Origin of the sequence: Paraburkholderia mimosarum LMG 23256 = NBRC 106338 (assembly GCF_000739815.1) — a bacterium.
GTDB classification, from domain to species: domain Bacteria; phylum Pseudomonadota; class Gammaproteobacteria; order Burkholderiales; family Burkholderiaceae; genus Paraburkholderia; species Paraburkholderia mimosarum.
This window is the reverse complement of sequence record NZ_BBJJ01000082.1, coordinates 1-23,815: the sequence shown is the minus strand read 5'-3', so window position 1 is coordinate 23,815 and position 23,815 is coordinate 1. Positions and strand designations below refer to the sequence as shown.

Here is a 23,815-nt window from a genome sequence, read left to right as displayed (position 1 = left end):
AACGCTAACAGACCGGCGCGAAAACAAGGTTCAAGCACGCGCCGCGTTCTTGGCCGCTGTGCAAAGCAAAGCAGCTGCTGCCCCGCGCAGGGGGAACGCTAGCAAACCGACGCGAAAACATAAGGCCAAAACAAGAGCCAAACCTACCCCCGCCCCGACTCCACCGCCGCCCGGCGCAGCCGCTCCCGACTACTAGAAAGATGCATGCGCATGGCCGCGCGCGCGCCTTCGGGATCGTGGCGGGCGATGGCGTCGAAGATGCTCTCGTGCTCGCGGTTCACCAGCTCGGCGTAAGCCTGAGGATCGCGGTGCGCAATGCTCGCCGAATCGACGCGGCGCCGCGGAATCAATGCCGCACCCATCTGCGTGAGGATATCGACGAAGTAGCGGTTGCCCGTGGCGCGCGCCACCGAAATGTGAAATTCGAGGTCGGCGCCCGAGCTGTCGCCGCCCGCGCGGATGACAACGTCGAGCGCATCGAGCGCGGCGCGCATGCCTGCCAGGTCGCGCTCGCTCGCGCGCTGGGCGGCGAGTCCCGCAGACTCCGTCTCGAGGCTGATGCGCAGTTCCAGCACCGAAAGCACATCGTTGAGCGTGCTCGCCGGCTCGACCGCGAGGTCGAGCGGCTCGCGGTGCGGCTCAAGCACGAAGCTGCCGATGCCATGACGCGTCTCGATGACCGACATGGCCTGAAGCCGCGAGATGGCCTCGCGCACCACCGTGCGGCTCACGCCCAGTTGCGCCATGAGCTTGCTTTCGGTGGGCAGCTTGTCGCCGGGCTTGAGCGAGCGCGAGGCGATCTGCTCGCTGATGAAATTGACGACCTGCTCGGCGAGATTGCGGCTACGCGCACCGAAAGGCGTGGCAAGCGACTCCGCCATGTATTTCTCCTTGGCTCAGTAGGCATTTGTCGCTCCATTATACGTTGTCGGACAACCACAAGATGGGCGACCTCAAGCGTCACTTGCAGGCCGCAGCGTCCATCCCAGAGGGACCGACGACATCGGATGACTGCGCCTCGCAGTCCCTCCGTCCTTTGAGCCGAACGTGAGGGGTCGACACGGCCAGCACCGGCTCTTGGTTCGCACTCCGATTGAATGCAAACGATAGGCGAAATCACTTTTCGTTGTGTTAGCAAACATCCATGCCCCGCGACGGTGCGACTCGAATTTTTTTGCACATCTTCATGGCGCTAATTTTCTTTTTTCTCCGATAATGTGATCCAGAGGGTGCGCGCCCGGCCGTTATTGACAATGAGAATCCCCACGGACGACGCCTCAACTGATATCGAATCGCAACGCGTTTGTGTCGCCACAATCCGCAACGAGGGAATCATTGAGAAACCGCATCGTTCTGCTCATCCTTGCGCTCGCGCTGCCCTGGGCCCCGCTGCTCGCGGCACCGGCCGCCGAGCCGGCGCCTGACACGATGCAGGCCCGCGTGATGGGTTGCGCGGCCTGCCACGGCGCGCACGGCGAGGGCACCGACAACGACTACTTCCCGCGTCTCGCGGGCAAGCCGGCCGGCTATCTGTTCAACCAGCTCATCGCCTTTCGCGACGGCGGCCGCAGCTATCCGCCCATGAACTATCTGCTGGCGTATCTGCCCGACGCCTACCTCAAGCAGATCGCGGAGTTCTTCGCGCACCAGCATCCGGCCTATCCGCCGCCGGCCAAACCCACCGTCGACGCCGCCACGCTCGCACTCGGCAAGACGCTTGTCCTCAACGGCGACACCAAACGCAAGCTGCCCGCGTGCGCGAGCTGCCATGGGGCGTCGCTCACGGGCATGCAGCCGGCCATTCCCGGTCTCGTGGGCCTGCATCCGAACTACATCAGCGCACAGCTCGGCGCCTTCCGCTACGGCACGCGCCGCGCCGCCGCTCCAGACTGCATGCACGACATCGCCAACCGTCTCGCCGACCGCGATATCACCGCGATCGCGGCCTGGCTCTCGTCGCAACCCGCGCCTGCCGATACGACGCCAGCGGCGCCCTCGTCGCTGCCGATCGCGTGCGGCAGCGTCCATAACTAGCCGGGGCCTCGACGTGCGCAGACTTCGAACCCTTCTCCCCTCATCGCGCAAGCCGCTCCCCAGGCCGACCGGTGCGGCACTGGCCACGCGCTTCTCGCTCGCTGCCTCCATCCTGTTGATGAGCGCAGTCGCAGCGCTCGCGCAAACGGGCGCGCCCAGCGCCAACTCGGCCGAGGCCGCGCGAGCTGCCGCCGCAGCGGCCACGGCCAATGCAAAGCCGGTGGCCAGCAACGCGGAACAGATTGCGAAAGGCGAATACCTCGCACGCGCGGGTGACTGCATTGCTTGCCACACGGTGCCTTCCCAGCAGATGTTCGGCGGCGGCCGCCCGATGGAGACACCGTTCGGCACGCTCTACACGCCGAACATCTCGTCGGACAAGACCTATGGCATCGGCTCATGGACGGCCGATGAGTTCTACCGCATGCTGCACGAAGGCAAATCGCGCGACGGCACGCTGCTCTACCCGGCCATGCCGTTCGCCTCTTACACCAAGGTCACGCGCGCGGATTCGGACGCGATCTTCGCCTACCTGCTCTCCACGCCCGCCGTGCATCAGCCGAACCGGCCGCACGACCTGCGCTTCCCGTACAACAAGCGCGCGCTGCTGCTCGGCTGGCGCACGCTGTTCTTCCGCCAGGGCGAGTTCAAGCCCGACCCCACTCAATCCGCCGAGTGGAATCGCGGCGCGTATCTCGTGCAAGGTCTCGGCCACTGCACGATGTGTCACACGGCCATCAACGCACTGGGCGGCAACACGGCTTCGAAGGAATTTCAGGGCGGTCTGATTCCCGTGCAGAACTGGTATGCGCCCTCGCTCACCTCGAACAGGGAAGCAGGACTCGGCGACTGGAGCATCGAGGACATCGTCGATCTGCTGCACGCGGGCGTGTCCAAACGCGGCGCCGTGTACGGGCCGATGGCCGAAGTCGTCTACGACAGCTTCCAGTACCTCACGGAAGACGACGTGCGTGCCGTGGCCGTCTACCTGAAGTCGCTGCCCGGTCACAACACCGAGGTCGACACGTCGCCGAAGAGCAGCTTCGTGACGGAGGAAGCCGCCCGCCTCGTGCCGCTCGGCAGGAAGATCTACGAGGCGCAATGCGCGACCTGTCACGCGGCCGAAGGCCAGGGCAAGCTGCCGCACTTCCCGCCGCTCGCCAACAACCAGTCGATCCAGATGAACTCGGCCGTGAATCCCATCCGCATGGTGCTCAACGGCGGCTACGCGCCAGGCACGAGGAAGAACCCCATGCCGTACGGCATGCCGCCCTTCGCGCAGTCGCTCTCGGATGAAGAGGTGGCGGCCGTCGTCACGTATATCCGCACGGCGTGGGGCAACCATGGCACGCCGGTTTCCGAACACGAAGTGAACGCGCTGCGTTCCGCGCCGCTCTTCTGAGGCTGCGATGATCGAGACACCCGTACCCCAACAACCGGGCGAGCGCCCGCAAGACGAACAGGTCGACGAGATCGTGCGCAACGGCCCGGGCGGCGCGCTCGCGCTCGCGGGCATCGCCACCGCGATCGTGACGGCGATCTGGTTCGCGTTCTACTTCATCGTGTTCCTGCCGCGCGGCGTCATCCAATAGATCAGACAGACAAGTAAAGGCCGGCCTCATGTCGAACCCTCTCGATAACCACGCCAGTGCCGAAGTCGCCGCGCGCATCGAGCGCCGCTGGGCGACGCTCATGGTGGCGCTCGTCGCCGTGTTCGTGGCGATGGTGGTCTTCACCGGCCTGCACTGGGCCATGATGCCGCCCTCGCGCGTCGAGCTCGTCAATCCGGGGACGCTGCACCTGTCCGGCGAATTCGTCGAAACGAACCTCGGCAGCGCCGTCGAGACCGACGGCTCCGTGACGGTGCGCATCCTCGCGCAGCAATACTCGTTCACGCCGCAATGCATCGTCGTGCCGGCGAATACGCCCATTACGTTCCGCGCCACGAGCGCCGATGTCATCCACGGTTTTCTCGTCACCGGCACCAACCTGAACTCGATGGTCGAGCCCGGCTACGTCTCGACGTTCCGCACGACCTTCGACAAGCCCGCCGACCACACCATGCCCTGCCACGAATACTGCGGCACGGGCCACCAGGGCATGTGGGCGCACGTGAAGGTCGTCGACAAGGACACCTTCATGCAGATGGCGAATCAGCCAGGCAACTCAGCCCGGAGACTCAGCTGTGTTAAATAACAAGCGACTCGTACTCGCCCACTTCTGGCTCGCGTTCATCCTGTTCGGTGTGGCGCTGCTGCTCGGCGCGTGGCAGATGCTCGTGCGCAGCCCGCTGCACCCCTGGCTCAAGGACCCCGAGCTCTACTACCGCTCGGTCACGGAGCACGGCACCGTGATGGGCTATGCCTTTCCCACGCTCATTGCCATGGGATTCGGCTACGCGGTCACGGAACTCGCGTTGAAGCGCCCGCTCGTGGGCGCGCGCTGGGCCTGGCTCGGCTTCATCCTGCTCGCACTTGGCGCGGTCACGGCCTCGGTGCCCGTCGCGCTCGGTCTCGCCTCGGTGCTCTACACGTTCTACCCGCCGATGATCGGCAACGTGTTCTATTACCTCGGCGTCGTGCTCGTGGTGGTGGGCTCGTGGGTGTGGGTCGCGCTCATGGGTGTGAACTGCGCCATCTGGAAGCGCGAGAATCGCGGCAAGCCCGTGCCGCTCGCCATGTTCGCCACCACGGCGGGCGCGTATCTGTGGGGATGGACCGCGGTGGGCGCGGCCATCGAAGTGCTGTTCCAGATCCTGCCCGTCGCCTTCGGCTGGCGCAATGTGATCGACGCGGGCCTCGCGCGCGTGTTCTTCTCCTGGACGCTGCACGCCATCGTCTACTTCTGGCTGATACCCGCCTATGTCGCCTACTACACGATCATTCCGCGTGCGATCGGCGGCCGGCTCTACAGCGACGTGATGGCGCGCATCTCGTTCATCCTGTTCCTCGTGGTGTCCATGCCGATCGGCATACACCACCTCTTCACCGACCCGCAGGTGGGCTCGGGCTTCAAGTTCGTGCAATCGGTGTTCACGGCGCTCGTCTCGGTGCCGACGCTCCTCACCGTATTCACGATCTGCGCCTCCGTGGAAATCGCCGGGCGGCTGCGCGGCGGCAAGGGCGCGTTCGGCTGGATCGCGAAGCTGCCGTGGGACAATCCGCAAATGCTGGCCGTGGCGTTCTCGTTCGTCATGCTCGGCTTCGGCGGCGCGGGCGGCCTCATCAACATGAGCTACCAGCTCGACCAGCCGGTCCATAACACGCAGTGGATCACGGGCCACTTCCACCTGATCTTTGGCGGCGCCATCGTCATCATGTACTTCGCCATCGCCTACGATCTCTGGCCGCAGATCACGGGCCGCGCGCTCACCAACTGGCGCCTCATGCGCTGGCAGTTGTGGCTGTGGTTCATCGGCATGATCGTCACGACGTTTCCGTGGCATCTGGTCGGCCTGATGGGCATGCCGCGACGCATGGCGTACTACGACTACACCGATCCGGCACTGGCGGGCCAGGGCGCGCTCGTGGTGCTATCGGTCATCGGCGCGGTGATCCTCTTGATCTCGGCGATATTGTTCTTCCTCGTGCTGATGCAAGGCCATCGCGGTGCGGAAGTCACGCCGGAGGAATATCGCTTCAGCAAGCCCGTGCACGAATCGGCGACGCTGCCCGTGGCGCTCAACAGCTTCGCGCTGTGGGTCGTGCTGATGATCGCCCTCACGGTCACGAACTACGGCTACCCGATTGCGCAACTGCTCGCGACACCCGAATCGGCGGTGCCCGCGATCCCGATTGGAGCGCAGCGATGAGTGACGAAAGCCTCTTCTCGTTTCGCAATCGATGGTTACGCATCGGTGTCGGCGCGACGATCGTCGTGTTCGTCGTTTCCGTGCTCATCGGCTTCGTCTGGCTGCCTTCCGCCAAGAGCGATCCATATTTCCAGGGCGTCTGGAATGCGATCTGCAGCGCGGCCGGCGTGCCGCGCCAATGGCACCCGGTGGAGTCGGCCGTCGCGCCCACCTACAAGACCAGCACGGTCGAACTCACGCCGCACATGCTCGACGGCGCGACCAGCCTCTCGATCGGACGCGGCGCGACGCTCGCCTTGCGCTGCACGATGTGCCACGGCCCGCGCGGCATCAGCATGGCCAATTCCCCGAATCTCGCGGGCCAGTTCGCCATCGTGATCTTCAAGGAATTGCATGACTTCCAGACCGGCGCGCGCACGAACGCGGTGATGTCGCCCATGGCGCGCGATCTGTCCGACGAGGACATGCGCGACCTCGCGGCCTACTATGCGTCGCTCCAGCCGATCGCGCACCTGCATGGCGGCGCGCCCGACATCGTGGCGCACGGTGCGCCGCTGCGCAATATTCCGGCGTGCGCGTCCTGCCATGGCGGCGTGGATACCAAGATCGGCAGCCCATGGCTGGACGGCCTGCCGGCCGCGTACACGAAGGCGCAGTTGCTCGCGTTCGCGAACGGCACGCGCCACAACGACATTTCCGAGCAGATGCGCAACATCGCGCGCAACATGACGCCCGAGGATATCGACGCCGCCGCCGCGTGGTACGCGGGCCAGACTCCGGCGCAGCAACCCTGAACCCGTATTGCGCGGGGCACGCCGTTTGCGCGCCGCGCACGCACCCCAGTCAATCTCGTGGAGAGACATCATGCAAAAGACGGCATCGGCACAGTGGCACGGCGGCATCAAGGATGGGCAGGGCACGATCTCGACGCAAACCGGCGTCCTGCGCGACGCGCCCTACGGCTTTGCCTCGCGCTTCGAGGGTGGCCCCGGCACCAACCCCGAGGAGCTGATCGGCGCGGCGCACGCGGGCTGCTTCACGATGGCGTTCTCGCTCTTTCTGACCCAGGCGGGATTCACGGCAGAGAGCATCGAGACGAAATCGACCGTCACGCTCGACAAGGTGGGCGAAGGCTTCGCCATTACGAGTTGCCAGCTGGACATGACGGCGAAGATTCCCGGCATCGACCAGGCGAAGTTCGATGAGCTTTCGAAGGGCGCCAAGGAGAACTGCCCGGTATCGAAGCTGTTCGCCAACAATGCGAAGATCACGCTCAACGCGAAGCTGGTTTGAGAGACGGTCATGGCCATCCCCCACGCGGCGCCGGGTGAAGTCTTCGACGTGCGCCCGCTAGGCGGCGCGCTCAGGAACGTGAAGTCGACCACGCTGATCCGCGCGCAGCAACTGGAAGTCATGCGGATCGTGCTGCCGGCAGGCAAGCGCCTGCCCGAGCACAGCGTGCCGGGCGAGATCACGGTGCAGTGCGTGGAAGGCGTGATCCGCTTTTTCGTCGAGGGCGATTCGCGCACGATGAACGCGGGCGACATGCTGCTGCTCGGCGGCGGCGTGACGCACGCGCTGGAAGCGCTCGACGATGCTTCCGTGATCGTCACGATTCATCTCGCCCACGGTGAGAAGTGACAGCGTAGGCTGCTCCGCCCCGCTCACTGCTTCGACGGCAGCGGATCGTCGTTGAGCGTCTTCAGGAACGCGATGATGTCCTGGATGTCGTGCTGTGTCATCGCCGGCTTGTCGCCGAACTTGCGGTCGAACGGCGCATCGGCCACGTCCACGTTTTTCCGGTACTGCGCCGGGATGTCGTCGTACTTGTCGATCCTGCCGCCGGGGCCGCGCGGATAGAACTTGCCCGGGTCCGTGTTGCGGTCGTTGTAGAACGCCATGACATCGTCGAGCGCGTGGTAGATGCCGTTGTGGAAAAACACCGTGCGCGTGGCCGAATTGCGCAGTGTAGGCGTGAGGAACATGCCGCAGTACTGCGTCTGGTCCTTGAAGTCCTCGCGGAACGGGCCGCACACGCCCAGATCGAAGAAGCGCGGATCCTTGTTCTGCGCGAGCTTGCGGTTGCGCGGCACGCCCAGCGCCTCGTACTGGTAGTCCGTGAACATGGGCGGCAAGCCGTCCTTGCCGGGCTTCGAGAGATGGCAGCCCGCGCAGTTCGCCTTGCTGGGGTCGTTGAAGAGGCGCAGGCCGCGCATTTCGGCTTGCGTGAGGCGCGCGTGGCCTTCCAGCCAACGGTCGTACTTGCTGTTATACGGATGGAACGAGGGGTCTTCCACCTGGTAGCGCGAGATCGCGAACATCGCCTCCGCCACCGTCATCTTCGGGTCCGCAAAGATTCGGTCTCCGAACAGTTCGCGGAAGTGCTTCGCATAGGGCGCCTTTTCGAGCTTCGCCGCCACCTGTTCGATGCTCGTGTTCGCCATCTCCACCGGATTGAGCAGCGGACCGTAGGCCTGCTGTTGCAGCGTGTCGGCGCGTCCATCCCAGAAGAGCCCGCCCTGCGGCACCATCTCCACCGACGTCGAGGCGCCGCCCGCGATCTTCTGCGACTTCACGACGCCGGCTGCCGCGGTGGCCTGCTGCGCGGCGGTCGGCGCATCGTCGCTTTCGCCCTGGTCGGGGCCGATGCTGAAGTTCGGCTGCCGGTAGAGGTACATGAGCGAAGGCGGCGGCCGGTAACCCTGCTGGTTCATCGCGAGGCCGCCGATCTGCACGTCCTGGCTGTTGGGTGGACCGTATGCATGGTCCGGGCTGTGGCAAGAAGCACACGCCTCGCGACCGGAGCCCGAGAGCGCCGGATCGAAAAAGAGCTGTTTGCCGAGCTGCGCCATCGCCGAAAGCGGCGCGACAGGCGGGCGCTGGAGCACCACGGGATGAGGATTGGCGCCGGTCAGGTTCTCGACGACCTCGCCGACGGCATCCGGCACGTTCGCGGGAAACGCCACGGCATAGGCGCAAAAAGCCAGTGCGCCGAGCGCGATCGCGGCGGCCACCGCGCGCAGGACGCGCCGCCTGGGGCTAGAAGCGTTGCGCGGTCGCAAAGAAGACGGGGCGGGCGAAGAGGAAAGCTCGGACATGGTGCGATCTTTCTTTTTGGATAGTTCGAGAAGAAGGGAAAGCCTTACGCCGCGGTGCCCGAGCGCGTGCCCCGATGCGATCGAACTGACACAGCACGTTGCCCGCACCACCGGACATGAAATAGCGGAGCGAGTCGCATTACACCATTTCACGATGACTACGCAGCGACCTTTTAATTTCCAATCACTTTCGATTCATTTCAGAATGAAAGGATCGCGCGCAATTTGGGGCTGTTGCGCGCGGTTTGACCCCGTTCGACCGGTCACGCGTAGTTCACCGGATTGCACTCCGTGTGGCGCGAGCTATAACAGAAAGCACAGCACGGATGTTCTCTGCGCGCCCGCTCGCCCCTTCTACTTGCGTCGCGCCGGGCTGTGCCGCCCCCGAATGCGTGGGCGCGCTTCCTACTTGAGCAGTGAGCTAACACGTTCGGCAGCCGTGCGCTGCGCGCAGGCATCCCGACTTTCCAGACAAGTGTGCGAACGGGGCCGTTCCCGCCCGCTCGCGCGCACCTTCCCTGGCCATTAGCGTTCTGGCATCGCGCAATTGGCTCCGAAGGGTGCACTCACGAACTCGAGAAAGGAGGTTGATATGACACTCCGCCTGGCGTTGATCGCCACATGCGTGGCGGCGATAGCCGCCGTCGCGCCCGGCACGGCGCGCGCAACGGACGACCCCGTCTCCCAGGACCGCGCGCATCAGAAGATGACCAGCGACGCCGATGCCTCGGCCCAGGCCAGCACCGACATGTCGTACGGCGGCACGCCGGACACGCGCGGCGCCTCGGGCCATCGCACGGGCAAGGTTTGCTGGCCGCGCCCCGAATGCGACATATTTTTCGGGCAATGAGCTTCGGACGTTGAGTGCGTTGCTGAACCGCGGCCGGTGACAGGAGCCGATGAACGAAGGCGGCGCGTAGATCCGCCGCCGTGGTTTTGCTGTGCCTGCGCGCGGTATTGGGCCGGTGGCTCTTCCGGCGCTTTGCGGCCTTGGTACGGTCGTGTTGCGGTCCTGGTGCGGTCGTCTAGCGAGGCTCGCTTGCCGCTTATTGCACGGCGGCTTGCAGCAGCCCCACCACGCGCTGCAGCGGCGCGAGCACCTCGGCATCGATACCATAGAGCGGACCGAGCGTCTGCGAAACGTCGCGATAGTCGAGCCGCGTGTGCCCCTCGTTGTCTTCCCAGATCACCATGCCCAGCGGCAGTTCGACCGCCGCATGCGGATTGGCCGCCATGACGGGCGTGCCCGCCTTCGGACTGCCGAACAGAATGAAGCGCGTGCGGCGCAGGCTGAGCCCGGCCGTCTCGGCCTCCTCGCGCTGGTCGACATCGGCGAAGATCCGCGCGCCCGCCTTTGCGAGCGCGGCCTTCAGTCGTGCGATCGTCGTGTCGAAGTCGTGTGCGCTTTTGAGCGCCAGCACGGACGAGGGATGTTGCCCGTATTCGGCCATGTCGAACTCCTCCTATGGCGCGCGTCCCGCCCAAGACGCGCGATGCATGCACCGGCACTGTATCCTGGATGCGCGGCGCGAGTATGGCCGGGAATCAGGCGCGCGACTTCGGCGTGCCCGTCTTCCGGGCCGCACGTGGCACGTCGGTGCCCATGCGCAGGCGCGCCACCACGCCCAGGCCGCGCCCATCGAGAATGCGGCGGCGATCGGGACGGTAGCCACCTGGATACACCGTCTCGCCGCGCCGTGGAATCCTTGGTGCATTTCTTCATTTACATGACTAGACAACGCCACCCCGAGTTCGAGCGCGCCCGATCCGAACACGCCACGCCCGGCAAATAGCGTGTTGATTCATCGCTCTGGCCGCTCCCATAGCCCATTTACAGGGTTTTCCATGACACCGTATTTCTGAAATTGTCTTGCGCTCAAATTCTTTTCTCTTCATTCTTGTCTATGCAAGTCACACGAACGCAAGAACGTATCCACCGGTCCCCGGTAACTACTGACAAAGGAGTATGGGCATGCAGGCGAAGTACACCCGTCTCGCGAAAGCAATGATTGGCGCGGCACTCGGCATCACACTACTTGGCGGCGGCAGTGCCGGCGCGAAGGAATGGAAGAGCGTGACGATCGCGCTCGACGGCAGCTATGCCCCCTGGAACCTGACACTGCCCGGCGGCAAGCTCGGCGGCTTCGAGCCCGAACTCGTGGAAAACCTGTGCGCGCGCGCACAACTTCAGTGCAAGCTCGTTACCCAGGACTGGGACGGCATGATCCCCGGCCTGCAGGCCGGTAAGTTCGATGTCCTGATGGATGCGATTTCGATCACGCCCGATCGCGAGAAGATCATCGCGTTCTCGAAGCCCTATGCGGCGACGCCGGCGACGTTCGCCGTCGCCGATACGAAGATCCTGCCGAAGGGCGGCGCGAACACGCCGCCGCTCAAGCTCGACGCCGACTCGCGCAGCAACGCGCCCGCGATCGAATCGATGCGCAAGGCGCTGAAGGGCAAGACGATCGGCATCCAGTCCGGCACCGTCTATACAGGTTTCATCAACGCCAACTTCAAGGACGTCGCGTCGGTCCGGGTGTACAAGACCGCGCCCGAGCGCGATCTCGACCTGACAAACGGCCGCATCGACGCAACGTTCGACGACGTGACCTACTACACTGCGAACACCGACAAGTCGCCCGTCGTGATCGCCGGCACGATGATCTCGGGTCCGATCTGGGGACCCGGCGAAGGCCTCGCGTTCCGCAAACAGGACGCCGATCTGAAGGCGAAATTCGACACCGCGATTACGGCGGCGCTTGCCGACGGCACGGTGAAAAAGCTCGCCCTCAAGTGGTTCAAGACCGACGTGACTCCGTAAGCGTCGCTTACCCGTTCGCCGCGCGCCGCAAGCGGCGCGCGCCTTCGCCTCCCCATCCGCATGGATCCCTGCCATGTCTTTGTTATCGCTTTTCAACACACTCGGCCTCGGGCCGGACGGCTGGGGGAGCGTGCTGCTCTTGGGCGCGTTGATGACCGTCGTCCTGACCCTCGCTGCACTGGCGATCGGCGCGGTGTTCGGTGCGCTCATCGCCGCCGCGAAACTCTCGCGCCTGCGCGTGCTGCGTATCACCGGTGACTTCTACACGACCGTCTTTCGCGGCGTGCCCGAACTGCTAGTCATCTATCTGTTCTATTTCGGCGGCTCCTCGCTGGTTACGACCGTGGGCCAGTGGTTCGGCGCGGAAGGTTTCGTCGGTGTGCCGCCCTTCGCCGTCGGCGCCTTTGCGGTTGGCATGATTTCGGGCGCCTATCAGGCCGAGGTGTATCGCGCAGCCGTGCTCGCCGTTGCACGCGGCGAACTCGAAGCCGCTCGCGCGATCGGCATGCCGACGCTCACCATGTTCCGCCGCATCCTGATTCCGCAAGTGCTGCGCTACGCGCTGCCCGGCATCGGCAACGTCTGGCAGCTGAGCCTCAAGGATTCCGCGCTGATCTCGGTCACGGGTCTCGCCGAACTGCTGCGCGCGAGCCAGATCGCCGCGGGCTCGACGCATCAGTACTTCCTGTTCTTCGTCGCTGGCGGTGTGCTGTATCTCGCAATGACGGGCGTGTCGAACCGCGTCTTCGGCCGTGCCGAGGCGATCGTCGGCCGCTCATTCAAGCGCAACTTCGCGCGCAACTGAACGGGAGCGCTCAATCATGAACATCGATTTCGCGTTCCTGCTCGACACGTTGCGCCAGCTCATCGGCGCCGTGCCTGTCACGCTCGGTCTTTTCTTCGCATCACTCGTGCTGGGCGGTCTGCTCTCGCTCGTGATCGTCACGATGCGCGTTTCGCCGCACTGGCTGCCGAACCGTTTCGCGCGCGCATACATCCTGGTATTTCGCGGATCGCCCCTGCTCATCCAGATGTTCCTCGTCTATTACGGCCTCGGGCAGTTCGGCGTGATTCGCGAAAGTTTTTTGTGGCCGGTGCTACGCGAACCCTATGTCTGTGCGGTCCTGTCGCTCGCGCTGTGCACCGCTGGCTATACGGCCGAGATCATCCGCGGCGGCCTCATGGCGGTGCCCGTCGGGCAGATCGAGGCAGGCTACTCGATCGGTCTTTCGGGTTTCGCCCTGCTGCGCCGCGTGATCGGGCCGATCACACTGCGTCAGTGCCTGCCCGCGTATTCGACAGAAGCTGTGCTGCTCGTCAAGTCGACGGCGCTCGCGAGCCTCGTCACCGTTTGGGAAGTAACGGGCGTGGCGCAGCAAATCATTCAGCAGACCTATCGCACGACCGAGGTGTTCACGTGCGCCGCACTGATCTACCTGTTCCTGAACTTCGTCGTCGTGCGCGTCATCGGCTTCGTCGAGCACCGGCTGTCGCGCCACCTGCGTGCTGCGCCTCACGCCGTGCAAAAGCCCGCCGCGCCGCTCGAAACCCCTCGGGCCGCCTCGTGACCTGCCGCCCCAACTGGAGAGATTGATGAATTCAACTGCACCCATCGCGCTCTCGGTGCGCAACATCCACAAATCGTTCGGCGACCATCACGTTCTGAAGGGCATTTCGCTCGACGCTTACCAGGGCGACGTCATTTCGATTCTCGGCGCGAGCGGCTCGGGCAAGAGCACGTTCCTGCGCTGCCTGAACCTGCTCGAGACGCCGGACGATGGTTCGGTCGTGCTCGCGGGCGAGGAACTCAGCATGAAGCGCCGCAGCGACGGCAAGCTGCAACCGGGCGACCGCCGCCAGGTGGACCGCGTCCGCTCGCAGCTCGGCATGGTTTTTCAGAACTTCAACTTGTGGTCGCACATGACCGTGATCGAGAACCTGATCGAAGGGCCCATGCGCGTGCTCAAACGCAGCCGCGCCGAATCGGTCGAAGAGGCCGAAGCGCTGCTCGCGAAGGTCGGTCTCGCGGACAAGCGCGGCCACTATCCAGCGCATCTGTCAGGCGGCCAGCAGCAGCGCGTGGCGATTGCACGCGCGCTCGCCATGCATCCCAAGGTGATGCTGTTTGACGAGCCGACCTCGGCGCTCGACCCCGAGCTGGTCGGCGAAGTCCTGCGCGTGATGCGCACGCTCGCCGACGAAGGCCGTACGATGCTCGTCGTCACGCACGAGATGGGCTTCGCGCGCCACGTTTCGAATCGCGTGATGTTCCTGCACCAGGGCCAGGTCGATTCGGACGGCACGCCCGGCGAGGTATTCGGCGAACTGAAGTCGGAGCGCTTTCGCCAGTTCGTGTCGAGCCACCAGGACCGCAACGCTCACTGAATCCGCGCAACCCACACGCTCTCACATGGCAATCGTACGTACCCACAAACCGCTCGACTGGCGCGCGATCGCCGCCGTCGCCGCGGGCGAGACGCTGATACTCAGCGCGGATGCGCAAGCGAAGATTCGTAGCGCCCGTGCCCTCGTCGAACAGATCGTCGCGCGCAGCATACGCGCGTATGGCGTGAACACGGGCGTCGGCGCGTTGTGCGACGTCGTCGTCTCGCAAGACGAACAGCATGACCTGTCGCACAACATCCTGATGAGCCACGCAGTGGGCGTGGGGGAATCGCTAGGCGCAGAAGAAACGCGCGCGATCATGGCAGCCGCCATCAACAACTTCGCGCATGGGCATTCGGGTGTGCGGCTAGATGTGGTCGAGCGCCTGGCCGCGCTGCTCGATGCGAATTGCCTGCCCGAAGTGCCGGCGTTCGGTTCCGTCGGCTATCTGAGCCACATGGCGCACATTGCCCTCGTGTGCGTGGGTGCGGGTCATGTGCGCTGGAACGGCGAGCGTCTCAGCGGTGCGCAGGCCCTGCACCGGCTCGGCCTGCAGCCCCTGTCGCTCGAAGCAAAGGAAGGGCTGAGCCTCGTGAACGGCACGCCGTGCGTGACCGGGCTTGCGGCGCTCGCGCTCGAGCGCGCCGAGCGCTTGCTCGACTGGGCGGATGTCGTTGCCGCGATGAGTTTCGAGAATCTTGGCGGGCAGATCGCGGCGTTCGACACCCGTTCGCTCGCGTTTCGCGTGTCGCCTGGTCTCGCCTGCGTAGGCGAGCGGCTGCGCGCCGCCCTTGCTGGCAGCTCGCTGCTGGAAATATCGCTCGGCCGGCGCACGCAAGACCCGCTCAGCGTGCGCACGATCCCGCACGTGCACGGCGCCGCGCGCGACACGCTCGCTGCGACGATCGAAGTCGTGAACCGCGAGCTTGCCTCCGTGACCGACAATCCGATCGTTGCGGGCACGCCGGAGTCACCGCAGGTCTACTCGCAGGCGCATGCTGTAGGAGCCTCGATCGCGCTCGCCATGGACAGCCTCGCGACCGCGATCGCGCAAGTCGCGGCGATGGCCGAGCGCCGTCTCGACCGCCTCGTGAACCCGCTCGTGAGCGGCTTGCCCGCCTTCCTCGCGCACACCGGCGGCACACGCTCGGGCTTCATGATCGCTCAGTACACGGCCGCGTCGCTGGTTGCGCAGAACCGCCGCGAAGCGGCTCCAGCGAGCCTCGACGGCGGCGTGACCTCCGGGCTCCAGGAAGACCATCTGTGTCACGCCACGCCGGCAGCGCTGAAGGCGCTCGCGATCATCGAGAACAGCAACCGGATCCTCGGCATCGAACTGCTCGCTGCGGCGCAGGCGTATGATCTCCAGCCGCTCGGCGCGGCGCGTGCGCCCTACACGGACGCGCTTTACGCGAGCGTGCGCGCCAGCGTGCCGACCTATCGCGACGACCGCCCGCTCTCGGAGGACATGACGTTCGCATTTCGCCTCGTCGCCAATGGTGCCCCCCCGCCGCTTTCCGGCCCGGCGCGCGGCGACTCCACGGCCGGCACGCGCGAGGCGAACGTCGACATCGCACCTGCGCAGGGTGCAACTGGCGTGGCGGTCAACACGTATCCCGGCGTGATCGGCGTCTGACTGGAAACCTGGCTGGCTGGCATCTGCCCGCCAGCCTGTTTTCATCCTGATCCTGGCAAATGAAAACAAGCATGAACGTGCCAACTTCGCTCACCGACAACCCAATGCGCTGCGCAACCGCTCGCAAGGTCACCCCTGCGTATGAGCAGATCAAGCGCTACGTGGTGGACCGCATCGCAGACGGGACCTGGAAGCCCGGCGAGGCCATTCCATCGGAAACGGAGCTCGTGAAGGAATTCGGCGTGGCGCGCATGACGGTGTCGCGCGCACTGCGAGAACTGTCGGCCGAGCACGTGCTCAGGCGCGTCCAGGGCGCCGGAACCTTCGTCGCCTCTCGCGATGTCGAATCGACCGTCCTGGAGGTCCGCAACATCGCCGACGAAATCGCGTCACGCGGGCATCGCCACAGCGCGCGGGTGCTGGCGCTGGAAGTTGCCTCGAACGAGCAGGCGATGGCGGCGCTCAATCTCTGCGACGGCTGCGCGTTCCATTCGCGCATCGTGCATTACGAGGACAACGAAGCGATCCAGTACGAGGATCGCTACGTGAACCCGCACGTGTTTCCGCGGTATATCGAGCAGGATTTCACGCTGGAGACGCCGAATCACTACATGATGAGGCTCGCGCCTGTTCAGCGGGCGGAGTTCCGCATCTATGCGCAAAAGCCTGACGCGGATATACGGCGCCATCTGTCGATGAATATCGGCGAACCGTGTCTGCTGATGTGGCGGCGCACATGGGTCGGCAGCGAAGTTGCCACCGCAGTCAAGCTTTGGCATCCGGCCTCGCGCTTTCATCTGGCCGGCAAGGTCTCGGGCTGACGCCGGGTGTGCCACGGCCCGGCCCCCGCCTCGTTGCGCGTTTTCGGGCGCCTTAGCGCTGTTTTGCGCCGGCCTCGCGCGCCCGCGCGAGCACGTCGAGGTTGCCCTCGCCAAAGCCGTGGTGACCGCTTCGCTGCACGACTTCGAAAAAAATCTCGCCGGGATGGCGCTTCACAAAGGTCTGGAAAAAGAGGCGTGGCACACCGTCCTGGCTGATCTCGCCATCGATCAGCACATGACGCCTGCGCAATGCGTCGAGGTCCACGCCGTGGCCGGGCAGGCGCGCGTCGACGGTATCGTAGTAGGCAGGCGGCGGCTCGACGAACTCGACGCCATTGGCCTTGAGCGCATCGACGCTCGCGAGGATGTCGTCGGTGGCGAGCGCGATGTGCTGCACGCCTTCGCCGGGATGCTCGGGCAGGTAGTCATGCAATAGCTGCGTGCGCCGCGTGCCCTCTTCGTACACGGGAATGCGCAGTTCGCCATCGGGCGACACCATCACGCGCGATTCCTCGGACACGTGCCAGTTCGCGTTGATCTCGTGAATCTCGCGGAAATGCAGCAGGTCGCGGTAGAAGTCGAGCCATTCGGCAATGCGCCCGGCGCCCACGGTTTGCGTGAGGTGATCCACACGCGTGAGGCCGGTGCCGCCGTGCTCGAGATCGGTATGCGCCGTGGCGACGTCGATCGGCCGGAAGTCGATGTCGAAAATCGAAATGTCGCCTACGCCGCCGCGCTGGCCGCCGCGGCCGCGCCAGCGGTCGACAAAGTACAGATGCGAATCGCCGATGCCCTGGATGGCAGGAATGTTCAGCTCCGCAGGACCCACGCGCTCGCCTTCGAACGCCCACGCGCCGAGCGAAATGGCGTGCTCGAACGCGCGCTGCGCGTTGTCGACCCGCACGCCGATCGCACACACGCCCATGCCGTACTCCTGCGCGTAGCGGGCGGCGAACGAATCGGGTTCGGCGTTGAGGAGGAAATTCATCTCGCCCTGGCGATAGAGCGTGACCGCCTTGCTCACGTGGCGCGCGATCGGCTTGAAGCCGAACTGCTCGAAGCGGCGGCCGAGGTCGGCGGGCGTGGGCGCGGCGAACTCGACGAACTCGAGGCCGGCCATGCCGAGTGGATTGTCCGCCTGCGGCGGCAGTTGGGAGGGGCTGGACATGCAATGGGCTCCTGACGCAAGCGCTGAAACGGTGACTTCGCAATCCTTGCCGGGATGCGCGAAGCAGGCCGATTTTAACCAGTTCGTTCACTTTTGACGAAGGCGGACGTGATCGGGCCTTTCTCGCGCCCCCTCGGTGCAAACCCGCAAATCGTCCGATAATCGCACGCATTTGGGCGATAATCGCGCAAAATCGCGCACCCACGCATTGCCGGGCGGCTCGCCCCGCCCTATGCTGCGCTTCACGTTTGCCGCACGTCCTGCATACCGCAGCATGGCATACGCGCAGAAGAATGGAGACATCTCATGACCCCAAGCCTCGACACCACCGGCTCCCCCGAAGCCGCCCCCCTCGCTCCGTCGCGCAGTCAGGCCCGCAAGGCGGCGCTCGGCAGTTTCGTCGGCGCAGTCGTCGACTGGTACGACTTCCTGCTCTACGGCATCGTCGCGGCGCTGGTGTTCAACGTGGCGTTCTTCCCGCAGGTCAGCCGGAGCATGGGCACGCTCGCCGCTTTCGCGACCTTCGGCGTGGGCTTCCTGTTCCGCCCGCTGGGCGGCATCGTGTTCGGCCACTTCGGCGACCGGCTCGGCCGCAAGCGCATGCTCGTGCTCACCGTCATGATGATGGGCGTCTCCACAGTGGCGATCGGTCTTTTGCCCACGTTCGCGACCATCGGCTGGTGGGCGCCCGTGCTGCTCGTCATATTGCGCGCGCTGCAAGGCTTCGCCGTGGGCGGCGAATGGGGCGGCGCGGCCCTCATGGCCGTGGAAAGCGCGCCGCGCGGCAAGAAGGCGTTCTATAGCAGCGGTGTGCAGGTGGGATACGGCGTGGGGCTCGTGCTCGCCACCGGTAGCGTCGCGCTCCTGAGCCACCTGCTCGGCGACACGGCGTTCCGCGCATGGGGCTGGCGCCTGCCGTTCCTGTTCAGTGTGGTGCTCGTGCTGGTGGGCCTCTGGGTGCGCTCGAGCATGGACGAATCGCGCGAGTTCGTCGAGAAGGTCGAGCACGGTCATCGCAAGCTCAAGATGCCGGTGCTGGAGGCGCTCACGCGCCATCCCAAGGCCTTCCTCTACATCGTCGCGCTGCGCCTTGCCGAACTCTTCACGATGTACATCGTGACAGCCTTCGCGCTCAGCTATTCGACCAGCAATCTCGGCATGTCGCGCGATCTCTTTCTCGGCATCGGCCTCTTCGTGGGCGCGCTCAGCTGCGTGACGATCCCCTGCTTCGCGTGGCTCGCCGACCGCCTCGGACTGCGCCGCATCTATCTGGTGGGCGCGTTCATCGGCCTCGTGAGCGCCGTACCGTTTTTCCTCGCACTCGAAGCGCGCGCCACGGTCTGGATCGTGATCTTTTCGGTGATGCTCGCGAACATCGCACACGACATGGTCGTAAGCGTGCAGCAGCCGCTTTTCACCGAGCTGTTCGGCGCGGAGTACCGCTACAGCGGCGCGGGCGTCGGCTATCAGTTCGCGAGCGTGGTGGGCGGCGGCTTCACGCCGTTCATCGCCGTGGCGCTGGTGGGCTTCGCCGGAGGCTCGTGGCACCTCGTCGCCGGGTATCTGGCGATTGGCTGCCTGATTTCGCTGATCGTGGCCGCGCGCATGAAGCCGGCGTGATGCCCATGCGCGAGCGCCTGTCATTCGCTCGCAAGCCGCAGGTATTTGCCTGCGGCTTTTTCCATTGCTTTTCCATTTGCCTCGCGCCCGTTCCCCCATGCCGATGAAGAACCCGCCACTGGACCGACGCGACTGGATCGCCGGGCTCGAAAAGGGCCTCGCGATTCTCGAAGCCTTCGACAGCGAGCACGCGCGCATGACCCCCACCCAGGCTGCGGAGCGCACGGGCCTCTCGCGCACGGCCGCGCGCCGCTATCTGCTCACGCTCGAATCGCTGGGCTACGTCTACACCGATGGCCGTCTCTATGGCCTCACGCCGCGCGTGCTGCGCGTGGGGTGGTCCTATTTCGATTCGGCGCGCCTGCCGCGTACCGTGCAGCCCTATTTGCAGCAGCTGAGCGCGACGCTCAATGAATCGGCCTATGTGAGCGTGCTCGATGGCTGGGAGCTCGTCGTGATCGCGCGCAACGGCGTGTCGCGCGTGATGACCACGGGTTTCGTGCTCGGCGCTCGCGTGCCCGCACCGCTCATTTCGCCCGGCGTGGTGCTGCTCGCGCACGAGGCAGACCAGGCAGCGGTTTCGGCATGGCTCGATACGGTCGAGCTTTTGCCCTTCACGCCCCATACCATCACGAGCGCCGCGCGCCTGCGCGAGAAGATCGCGCGGGCGCGCGTGGATGGCTACGCGCTCATCGAGCAGCAATTGCAGGTGGGCGTGCGCGGCATTGCCGTGCCGCTCAGGAACCGCAATGGCGAAGTGGTCGCCGCGCTCAGCACCAACATGCTGATCGGCGAAGAAAGTCCCGAGGCGGCGCTCAGGCGCGTGCTGCCGCATTTGCAGGAAAGCGCGCTTGCGATGCTTAATGTGCTGTAGCGCGCTACGCGTGCGCGGCCCACGGATCGACGCGTGGCGCGAGGTTTATTCACATTCGTAACTGGCCCTGGATAACGGTGTGCGGCAGACGGTCGCGAGTTCTTCAACATCACGCGAACGTGGGTGGGCATTGCGAATATCAGATTCTCGCGCCCGGCAACGGGGGGATGGGCGTGTCCCGGAGAGTACGGCATGCAAGTTGTTGAGGAATGCGTGCGAAACGGGATGAGTCGCTTCAGTATGAAGTTTGCACAACCCGGCGTAGCCGAGCTTCTTTTCGCCTTGCTCGTAGAGTTCCTTCCCTGACAATCACCGAGGAGCAGCTCGAGTCGCTCGACACGACCGCGATCTACACCGGACAACGGCGGCACGGAGCGCTACAACGCCGTCGCACGGCTCCTGCTCCTGGCGACGCAGCAATGGCGACAAAAATTTTCTGCTCTCGGAAAAAGGTAAATGCATGGCAATAGTCTGCATTCCTGGCTTAATACGTTGGACGCCTGAAGAGTGTGCCGAAAAGGTGCCATGCGTCTCGCAAAAACCGAGCTTAATCAGGAAATTCGCCTGTGTCGCTCATAGCGATTAGCGAAGTACGCTCGCCTTGAGGTGCATCAACCCGTCCAACTCCGAACGCGCGATACCCTTGCCGCTCGTCTCCCAACTGGTGCGATCTATGCGTGAGCTGGCAATCGACTGCTTCGGGCTATCGCCGCACCTTCGCTGACCAAGGATCAAGAGAATGCCTATCCCGGCTTACATGTGGCTCAAAGACGATGGCGGCTCTGATATCAGAGGCTCTGTCACGGTTCAGGGACGTGAGGGAAGCATTGAAGTGATTGGATTCAGTCACGGGTTGAATCTGCCCGTGGACGGCAGCGCAGGAAAAATCACCGGTACCCGCACGCATTCAGCGATGTGCATTGAGAAAGAATTCGATGCAACGAGTCCCTACCTCTACAAGGCAGTCGCGAAAGGACAGACACTGAAGTCGGCGGAGTTGAAGTGGTACAGGATTAATGATGCCGGTCAAGAAAAGCCGTACTTCATCATGCTGCTCGAAGGCGTGAAGGTCACAGGAATCAAGCCCGGCATGCCCAACATGAAACTCGATAGCATGTCGCAAATCAACCATCTTGAATCCGTTTCGCTGATGTACGAGCGCATCACATGGCATTACCTGGACGGTAATATCAAATTCACCGACGCCTGGAACGAGCGGACCTGACCATGGCACTGCAGGGAAAATTTCTGGTCAATAGCCGATCGCTCGCACCGCTTTACATGTTCGGCGTGGGTACGTTCATGGCTTTCTCTGGAGAGGGCATTTACCGAAATCGAGGTGGTTGCACTGGCGTGCCAAACAACGGCCCGCTGCCCGCCGGAAAATACTGGATCGTTGATCGCCCTGCGGGCGGTTTGCGCTCTCAGATGGAAGCGTGGGGCAAGGATGTAGGCAACACATTATTGGGCAAGCCGACTCACCACACAGAATGGTTTGCCTTGTATCGGGATCATAGCCAAATTGACGATTGGACATGGGTAAATGGTGTCAAACGGGGTAACTTCAGATTGCACCCTATTGGCGGTGGTGGTCATTCGTACGGGTGCATTACGCTTATGAGCTACGCGGATTTTCAAGGACTCCGGCGCGCGTTGCTCAGTGCGAACACCATTCCCGCGCGCAATTCAGGACTGCAAGCTTATGGCTGGATTGAGGTAGTCGCGAATGGCAACACTTGCCCGTAGAATATTCAAGGTACTGCTCTTTGCCAGTCTGTTTGTGGTGTCGATGCGGTTTGTCCACACCTACCCTTTACCGATGACAACAGACCAGCAGCAACGCCTGTTAGAACTGTCTTCCAGATTCGGAGTGAGCGATTCTGAGACGTTTTATCTTGCTGTTGTTGCCGTGATCAATTTACTGCTGGCCGCACTTGAATACCTGTTGATGATGAAACTTTGGGGGATCTGCAGGGCACGGCATAGGAGCACTCATGAAGCAGGGTCCGATTGATGCCGGCGTAAAACGCGGTGTCGCGCACCGCGCTGGATCGAATCGCTGAAAACGTCATCCAGTTCGTGTCCGGTCGAACACGCCATCGAGCCCCGCAACCCAAGCCGCAAGGCTTTCTCCGCCAAGTCTGCTCTGTAGCGTTCCTCATTAAGTTGCGAGCATTGGCGGTGCATTCTAGTCGCCGTTCAACTTTGCCTGAAGCTGCCGCGGTGCGCTCATTTAGATCATCCCCAGTACATCGAGCAGCAGCAGACGCCACATTAACCGCCGCAAAGGACGCCTGCGACGCCCGCGCTATCCTTCCCTAGCCTGAAGACCGGGGCTTGCCCCGCGCCGCGTCAAAGTGAGAGTGCCCAACCAAGCTGCCGGTTAATGATGTAGGTGCGATGCTCGAGCTGACCTTGAATTACCTGGCAGCGTTGCCGCACTGGAAGTTGGCTTGTCACCTGTAGCCCGGCCTTTTCCTCAAAGGCATTGAACCATTCTCTGCTACCCGAGTCTGGCCCGTGCCCGTCTCCATCCGAAATATCGAAGTATTGACTATCCAGGTACCGGAACCATTCCTGTGTGCACGGTTCGACAACAGGAGCACGCGACACGCTCGTGGTAGTGATAAGCCACGCAAGAACGCTGACGGAGCAAATGCCAGCGAGGATTCTCATTTGAACCATTTCCAGAAGATCATTGCCTGTCTATGGGTGCTCGCGCGTCTGGTATGGACGAAGACGTAGCAATGCGTGCCTACCGGATACGCCGGGGATTTCGGCGGACGAAATCGTGGTCGATAGTACGGGAATCGACAAGTGGGCTACCGCACACAACGCAAACCTCTTCATGCAAGATCATAGGCTTTCGAGGGTGATTGTCGTGACGGAATATTTTCATCCTGCGAGATCCATGCCGTCACTTAGGCGTTTCGGAGTGCGTGACGTTAGCGGCGCGTATTTCTTCCCGATTTTTTGGAGGCCGTGACCTCTACTCCATTGCGCGCGAAGTACCAGCCTTCACTTGGCATGCAATACGCCAGCGCCAGAAGACGCCCATGTGGTCAAGTCGAAAATCACCGGTGCGACAACGGCCACCGGGCTGCCAAGCCGAGTCTCGTCAGGTGCAGATGATCCGGGCAGGCAGCCTCGGTCAGTTGTTAATGATACGAAGTGCCGTCGATTGCAAGCAGAGCCAGTTTCAAGTGGAAGTCCCTACATCTAGAAATCCACCGCATCACGAATGATCGGACACGTCATGCAATGCCCGCCGCCGCGTCCGCGCCCCAGCTCCGCGCCCACGATCGTCACCACCTCGATTCCGGCCTTGCGCAGCAGCGTGTTCGTGTACGTGTTCCGATCGTAGGCGAACACAACGCCCGGCGACGTGCAAACCAGATTCGCGCCGCTGTCCCACTGCGTGCGCTCGCGCTGGTAATCGTTGCCGCCCGCTTCCACCACGCGCATCTTCTTGATGCCGAGCGCAGCGCTCACCACTTCGACGAAGGACTTTTTCTCCTGATGCAGTTCCACGCCCGCCGGATGG

General features: G+C 63.8%; 26 protein-coding genes. 20 read left to right on the top strand and 6 right to left on the bottom strand.

What is annotated here, in order from left to right:
* Positions 1 to 143: 143 nt before the first annotated feature.
* Entirely contained in the window at positions 144 to 881 is a 738-nt protein-coding gene (locus BMI01S_RS31670) for a FadR/GntR family transcriptional regulator (protein WP_028232327.1), read from the bottom strand.
* 547 nt (positions 882 to 1,428) lie between these two features.
* Between BMI01S_RS31670 and BMI01S_RS31665 the strand changes: the two genes are divergently transcribed.
* The 8 genes from BMI01S_RS31665 (at position 1,429) to BMI01S_RS31630 (ending at position 7,486) form a co-directional block, all read left to right on the top strand.
* Positions 1,429 to 2,034 carry a c-type cytochrome gene (locus BMI01S_RS31665; RefSeq protein ID WP_036046433.1) on the top strand — a complete coding sequence of 202 codons (606 nt, stop codon included), beginning with the start codon at positions 1,429 to 1,431 and terminating at the stop codon, positions 2,032 to 2,034.
* Between the two features lie 118 nt (positions 2,035 to 2,152).
* Positions 2,153 to 3,436: a c-type cytochrome gene (locus BMI01S_RS31660; RefSeq protein WP_042291858.1), complete on the top strand. Its 1,284-nt coding sequence runs from the start codon at positions 2,153 to 2,155 to the stop codon at positions 3,434 to 3,436.
* A 7-nt stretch (positions 3,437 to 3,443) separates the two neighbouring features.
* Positions 3,444 to 3,626: a hypothetical protein gene (locus tag BMI01S_RS31655; protein WP_028214977.1), complete on the top strand. Its 183-nt coding sequence runs from the start codon at positions 3,444 to 3,446 to the stop codon at positions 3,624 to 3,626.
* Between the two features lie 28 nt (positions 3,627 to 3,654).
* Positions 3,655 to 4,230, top strand: a complete 576-nt coding sequence (locus BMI01S_RS31650; protein ID WP_028214976.1) for a cupredoxin domain-containing protein — start codon at positions 3,655 to 3,657, stop codon at positions 4,228 to 4,230.
* The gene (locus BMI01S_RS31645) at positions 4,220 to 5,845 is read left to right on the top strand and encodes a cbb3-type cytochrome c oxidase subunit I (RefSeq protein WP_028232329.1); all 1,626 of its coding nucleotides are present in this window, start codon (positions 4,220 to 4,222) and stop codon (positions 5,843 to 5,845) included. Before BMI01S_RS31650 ends, BMI01S_RS31645 begins: the two co-directional genes overlap by 11 nt.
* Positions 5,842 to 6,639 carry a c-type cytochrome gene (locus BMI01S_RS31640; RefSeq protein ID WP_028214974.1) on the top strand — a complete coding sequence of 266 codons (798 nt, stop codon included), beginning with the start codon at positions 5,842 to 5,844 and terminating at the stop codon, positions 6,637 to 6,639. Before BMI01S_RS31645 ends, BMI01S_RS31640 begins: the two co-directional genes overlap by 4 nt.
* Before the next feature lie 70 nt (positions 6,640 to 6,709).
* Positions 6,710 to 7,138, top strand: a complete 429-nt coding sequence (locus tag BMI01S_RS31635) for an OsmC family protein (protein WP_028214973.1) — start codon at positions 6,710 to 6,712, stop codon at positions 7,136 to 7,138.
* Between the two features lie 9 nt (positions 7,139 to 7,147).
* Positions 7,148 to 7,486, top strand: a complete 339-nt coding sequence (locus tag BMI01S_RS31630) for a cupin domain-containing protein (RefSeq protein WP_028214972.1) — start codon at positions 7,148 to 7,150, stop codon at positions 7,484 to 7,486.
* Between the two features lie 23 nt (positions 7,487 to 7,509).
* Here the strand turns inward: BMI01S_RS31630 and BMI01S_RS31625 are convergent, their stop codons facing one another.
* The gene (locus BMI01S_RS31625; RefSeq protein ID WP_028232330.1) at positions 7,510 to 8,943 is read right to left on the bottom strand and encodes a cytochrome-c peroxidase; all 1,434 of its coding nucleotides are present in this window, start codon (positions 8,941 to 8,943) and stop codon (positions 7,510 to 7,512) included.
* 592 nt (positions 8,944 to 9,535) lie between these two features.
* Between BMI01S_RS31625 and BMI01S_RS31620 the strand changes: the two genes are divergently transcribed.
* Positions 9,536 to 9,793 carry a hypothetical protein gene (locus tag BMI01S_RS31620; RefSeq protein WP_036021282.1) on the top strand — a complete coding sequence of 86 codons (258 nt, stop codon included), beginning with the start codon at positions 9,536 to 9,538 and terminating at the stop codon, positions 9,791 to 9,793.
* Positions 9,794 to 9,989: 196 nt separating this feature from the next.
* Here BMI01S_RS31620 and BMI01S_RS31615 read toward each other — a convergent pair whose 3' ends face one another.
* Positions 9,990 to 10,394, bottom strand: a complete 405-nt coding sequence (locus BMI01S_RS31615; protein ID WP_028214970.1) for a DUF302 domain-containing protein — start codon at positions 10,392 to 10,394, stop codon at positions 9,990 to 9,992.
* A gap of 94 nt (positions 10,395 to 10,488) precedes the next feature.
* Complete coding sequence (locus BMI01S_RS41280; RefSeq protein WP_154671392.1) at positions 10,489 to 10,626, bottom strand: hypothetical protein; 138 nt, start codon at positions 10,624 to 10,626, stop codon at positions 10,489 to 10,491.
* A gap of 289 nt (positions 10,627 to 10,915) precedes the next feature.
* Between BMI01S_RS41280 and BMI01S_RS31610 the strand changes: the two genes are divergently transcribed.
* The 6 genes from BMI01S_RS31610 (at position 10,916) to hutC (ending at position 16,609) form a co-directional block, all read left to right on the top strand.
* Positions 10,916 to 11,767: a transporter substrate-binding domain-containing protein gene (locus tag BMI01S_RS31610; protein WP_028214969.1), complete on the top strand. Its 852-nt coding sequence runs from the start codon at positions 10,916 to 10,918 to the stop codon at positions 11,765 to 11,767.
* A gap of 73 nt (positions 11,768 to 11,840) precedes the next feature.
* On the top strand, positions 11,841 to 12,572 hold the full coding sequence (locus tag BMI01S_RS31605; RefSeq protein ID WP_036046428.1) for an ABC transporter permease: 732 nt from the start codon (positions 11,841 to 11,843) through the stop codon (positions 12,570 to 12,572).
* 16 nt (positions 12,573 to 12,588) lie between these two features.
* Complete coding sequence (locus tag BMI01S_RS31600; protein ID WP_028232332.1) at positions 12,589 to 13,335, top strand: ABC transporter permease; 747 nt, start codon at positions 12,589 to 12,591, stop codon at positions 13,333 to 13,335.
* Positions 13,336 to 13,360: 25 nt separating this feature from the next.
* Positions 13,361 to 14,152, top strand: coding sequence for an ABC transporter ATP-binding protein (locus BMI01S_RS31595; RefSeq protein WP_028232333.1), 792 nt, complete (start codon positions 13,361 to 13,363; stop codon positions 14,150 to 14,152).
* 25 nt (positions 14,153 to 14,177) lie between these two features.
* On the top strand, positions 14,178 to 15,788 hold the full coding sequence (locus tag BMI01S_RS31590; protein WP_042291852.1) for an HAL/PAL/TAL family ammonia-lyase: 1,611 nt from the start codon (positions 14,178 to 14,180) through the stop codon (positions 15,786 to 15,788).
* Positions 15,789 to 15,859: 71 nt separating this feature from the next.
* Positions 15,860 to 16,609: a histidine utilization repressor gene (gene hutC, locus BMI01S_RS31585; RefSeq protein ID WP_407669087.1), complete on the top strand. Its 750-nt coding sequence runs from the start codon at positions 15,860 to 15,862 to the stop codon at positions 16,607 to 16,609.
* A 52-nt stretch (positions 16,610 to 16,661) separates the two neighbouring features.
* Here hutC and BMI01S_RS31580 read toward each other — a convergent pair whose 3' ends face one another.
* Positions 16,662 to 17,777 carry a 4-hydroxyphenylpyruvate dioxygenase family protein gene (locus BMI01S_RS31580; RefSeq protein ID WP_028214964.1) on the bottom strand — a complete coding sequence of 372 codons (1,116 nt, stop codon included), beginning with the start codon at positions 17,775 to 17,777 and terminating at the stop codon, positions 16,662 to 16,664.
* Positions 17,778 to 18,083: 306 nt separating this feature from the next.
* Between BMI01S_RS31580 and shiA the strand changes: the two genes are divergently transcribed.
* The 5 genes from shiA to BMI01S_RS31560 all read left to right on the top strand — a co-directional run bounded on the left by shiA (position 18,084) and on the right by BMI01S_RS31560 (position 22,285).
* Entirely contained in the window at positions 18,084 to 19,397 is a 1,314-nt protein-coding gene (shiA, locus tag BMI01S_RS31575) for a shikimate transporter (protein WP_028214963.1), read from the top strand.
* Positions 19,398 to 19,500: 103 nt separating this feature from the next.
* Positions 19,501 to 20,271 (top strand): IclR family transcriptional regulator domain-containing protein, encoded by a 771-nt coding sequence (locus BMI01S_RS31570; RefSeq protein ID WP_028214962.1) that lies wholly within the window; start codon positions 19,501 to 19,503, stop codon positions 20,269 to 20,271.
* A gap of 739 nt (positions 20,272 to 21,010) precedes the next feature.
* Positions 21,011 to 21,496 carry an Hcp family type VI secretion system effector gene (locus tag BMI01S_RS31565; RefSeq protein ID WP_028232334.1) on the top strand — a complete coding sequence of 162 codons (486 nt, stop codon included), beginning with the start codon at positions 21,011 to 21,013 and terminating at the stop codon, positions 21,494 to 21,496.
* 2 nt (positions 21,497 to 21,498) lie between these two features.
* Entirely contained in the window at positions 21,499 to 22,017 is a 519-nt protein-coding gene (locus tag BMI01S_RS39630; protein WP_081723543.1) for a DUF2778 domain-containing protein, read from the top strand.
* Entirely contained in the window at positions 21,998 to 22,285 is a 288-nt protein-coding gene (locus BMI01S_RS31560) for a hypothetical protein (protein WP_028232335.1), read from the top strand. The genes BMI01S_RS39630 and BMI01S_RS31560 overlap by 20 nt, the downstream gene beginning before the upstream one ends.
* A gap of 1,205 nt (positions 22,286 to 23,490) precedes the next feature.
* On the opposite strand, the gene BMI01S_RS31550 is transcribed toward BMI01S_RS31560, so the two are convergent.
* A partial coding sequence (locus tag BMI01S_RS31550) for an arginine deiminase family protein (RefSeq protein ID WP_042291849.1) occupies positions 23,491 to 23,815 on the bottom strand: 325 nt, incomplete at its 5' end.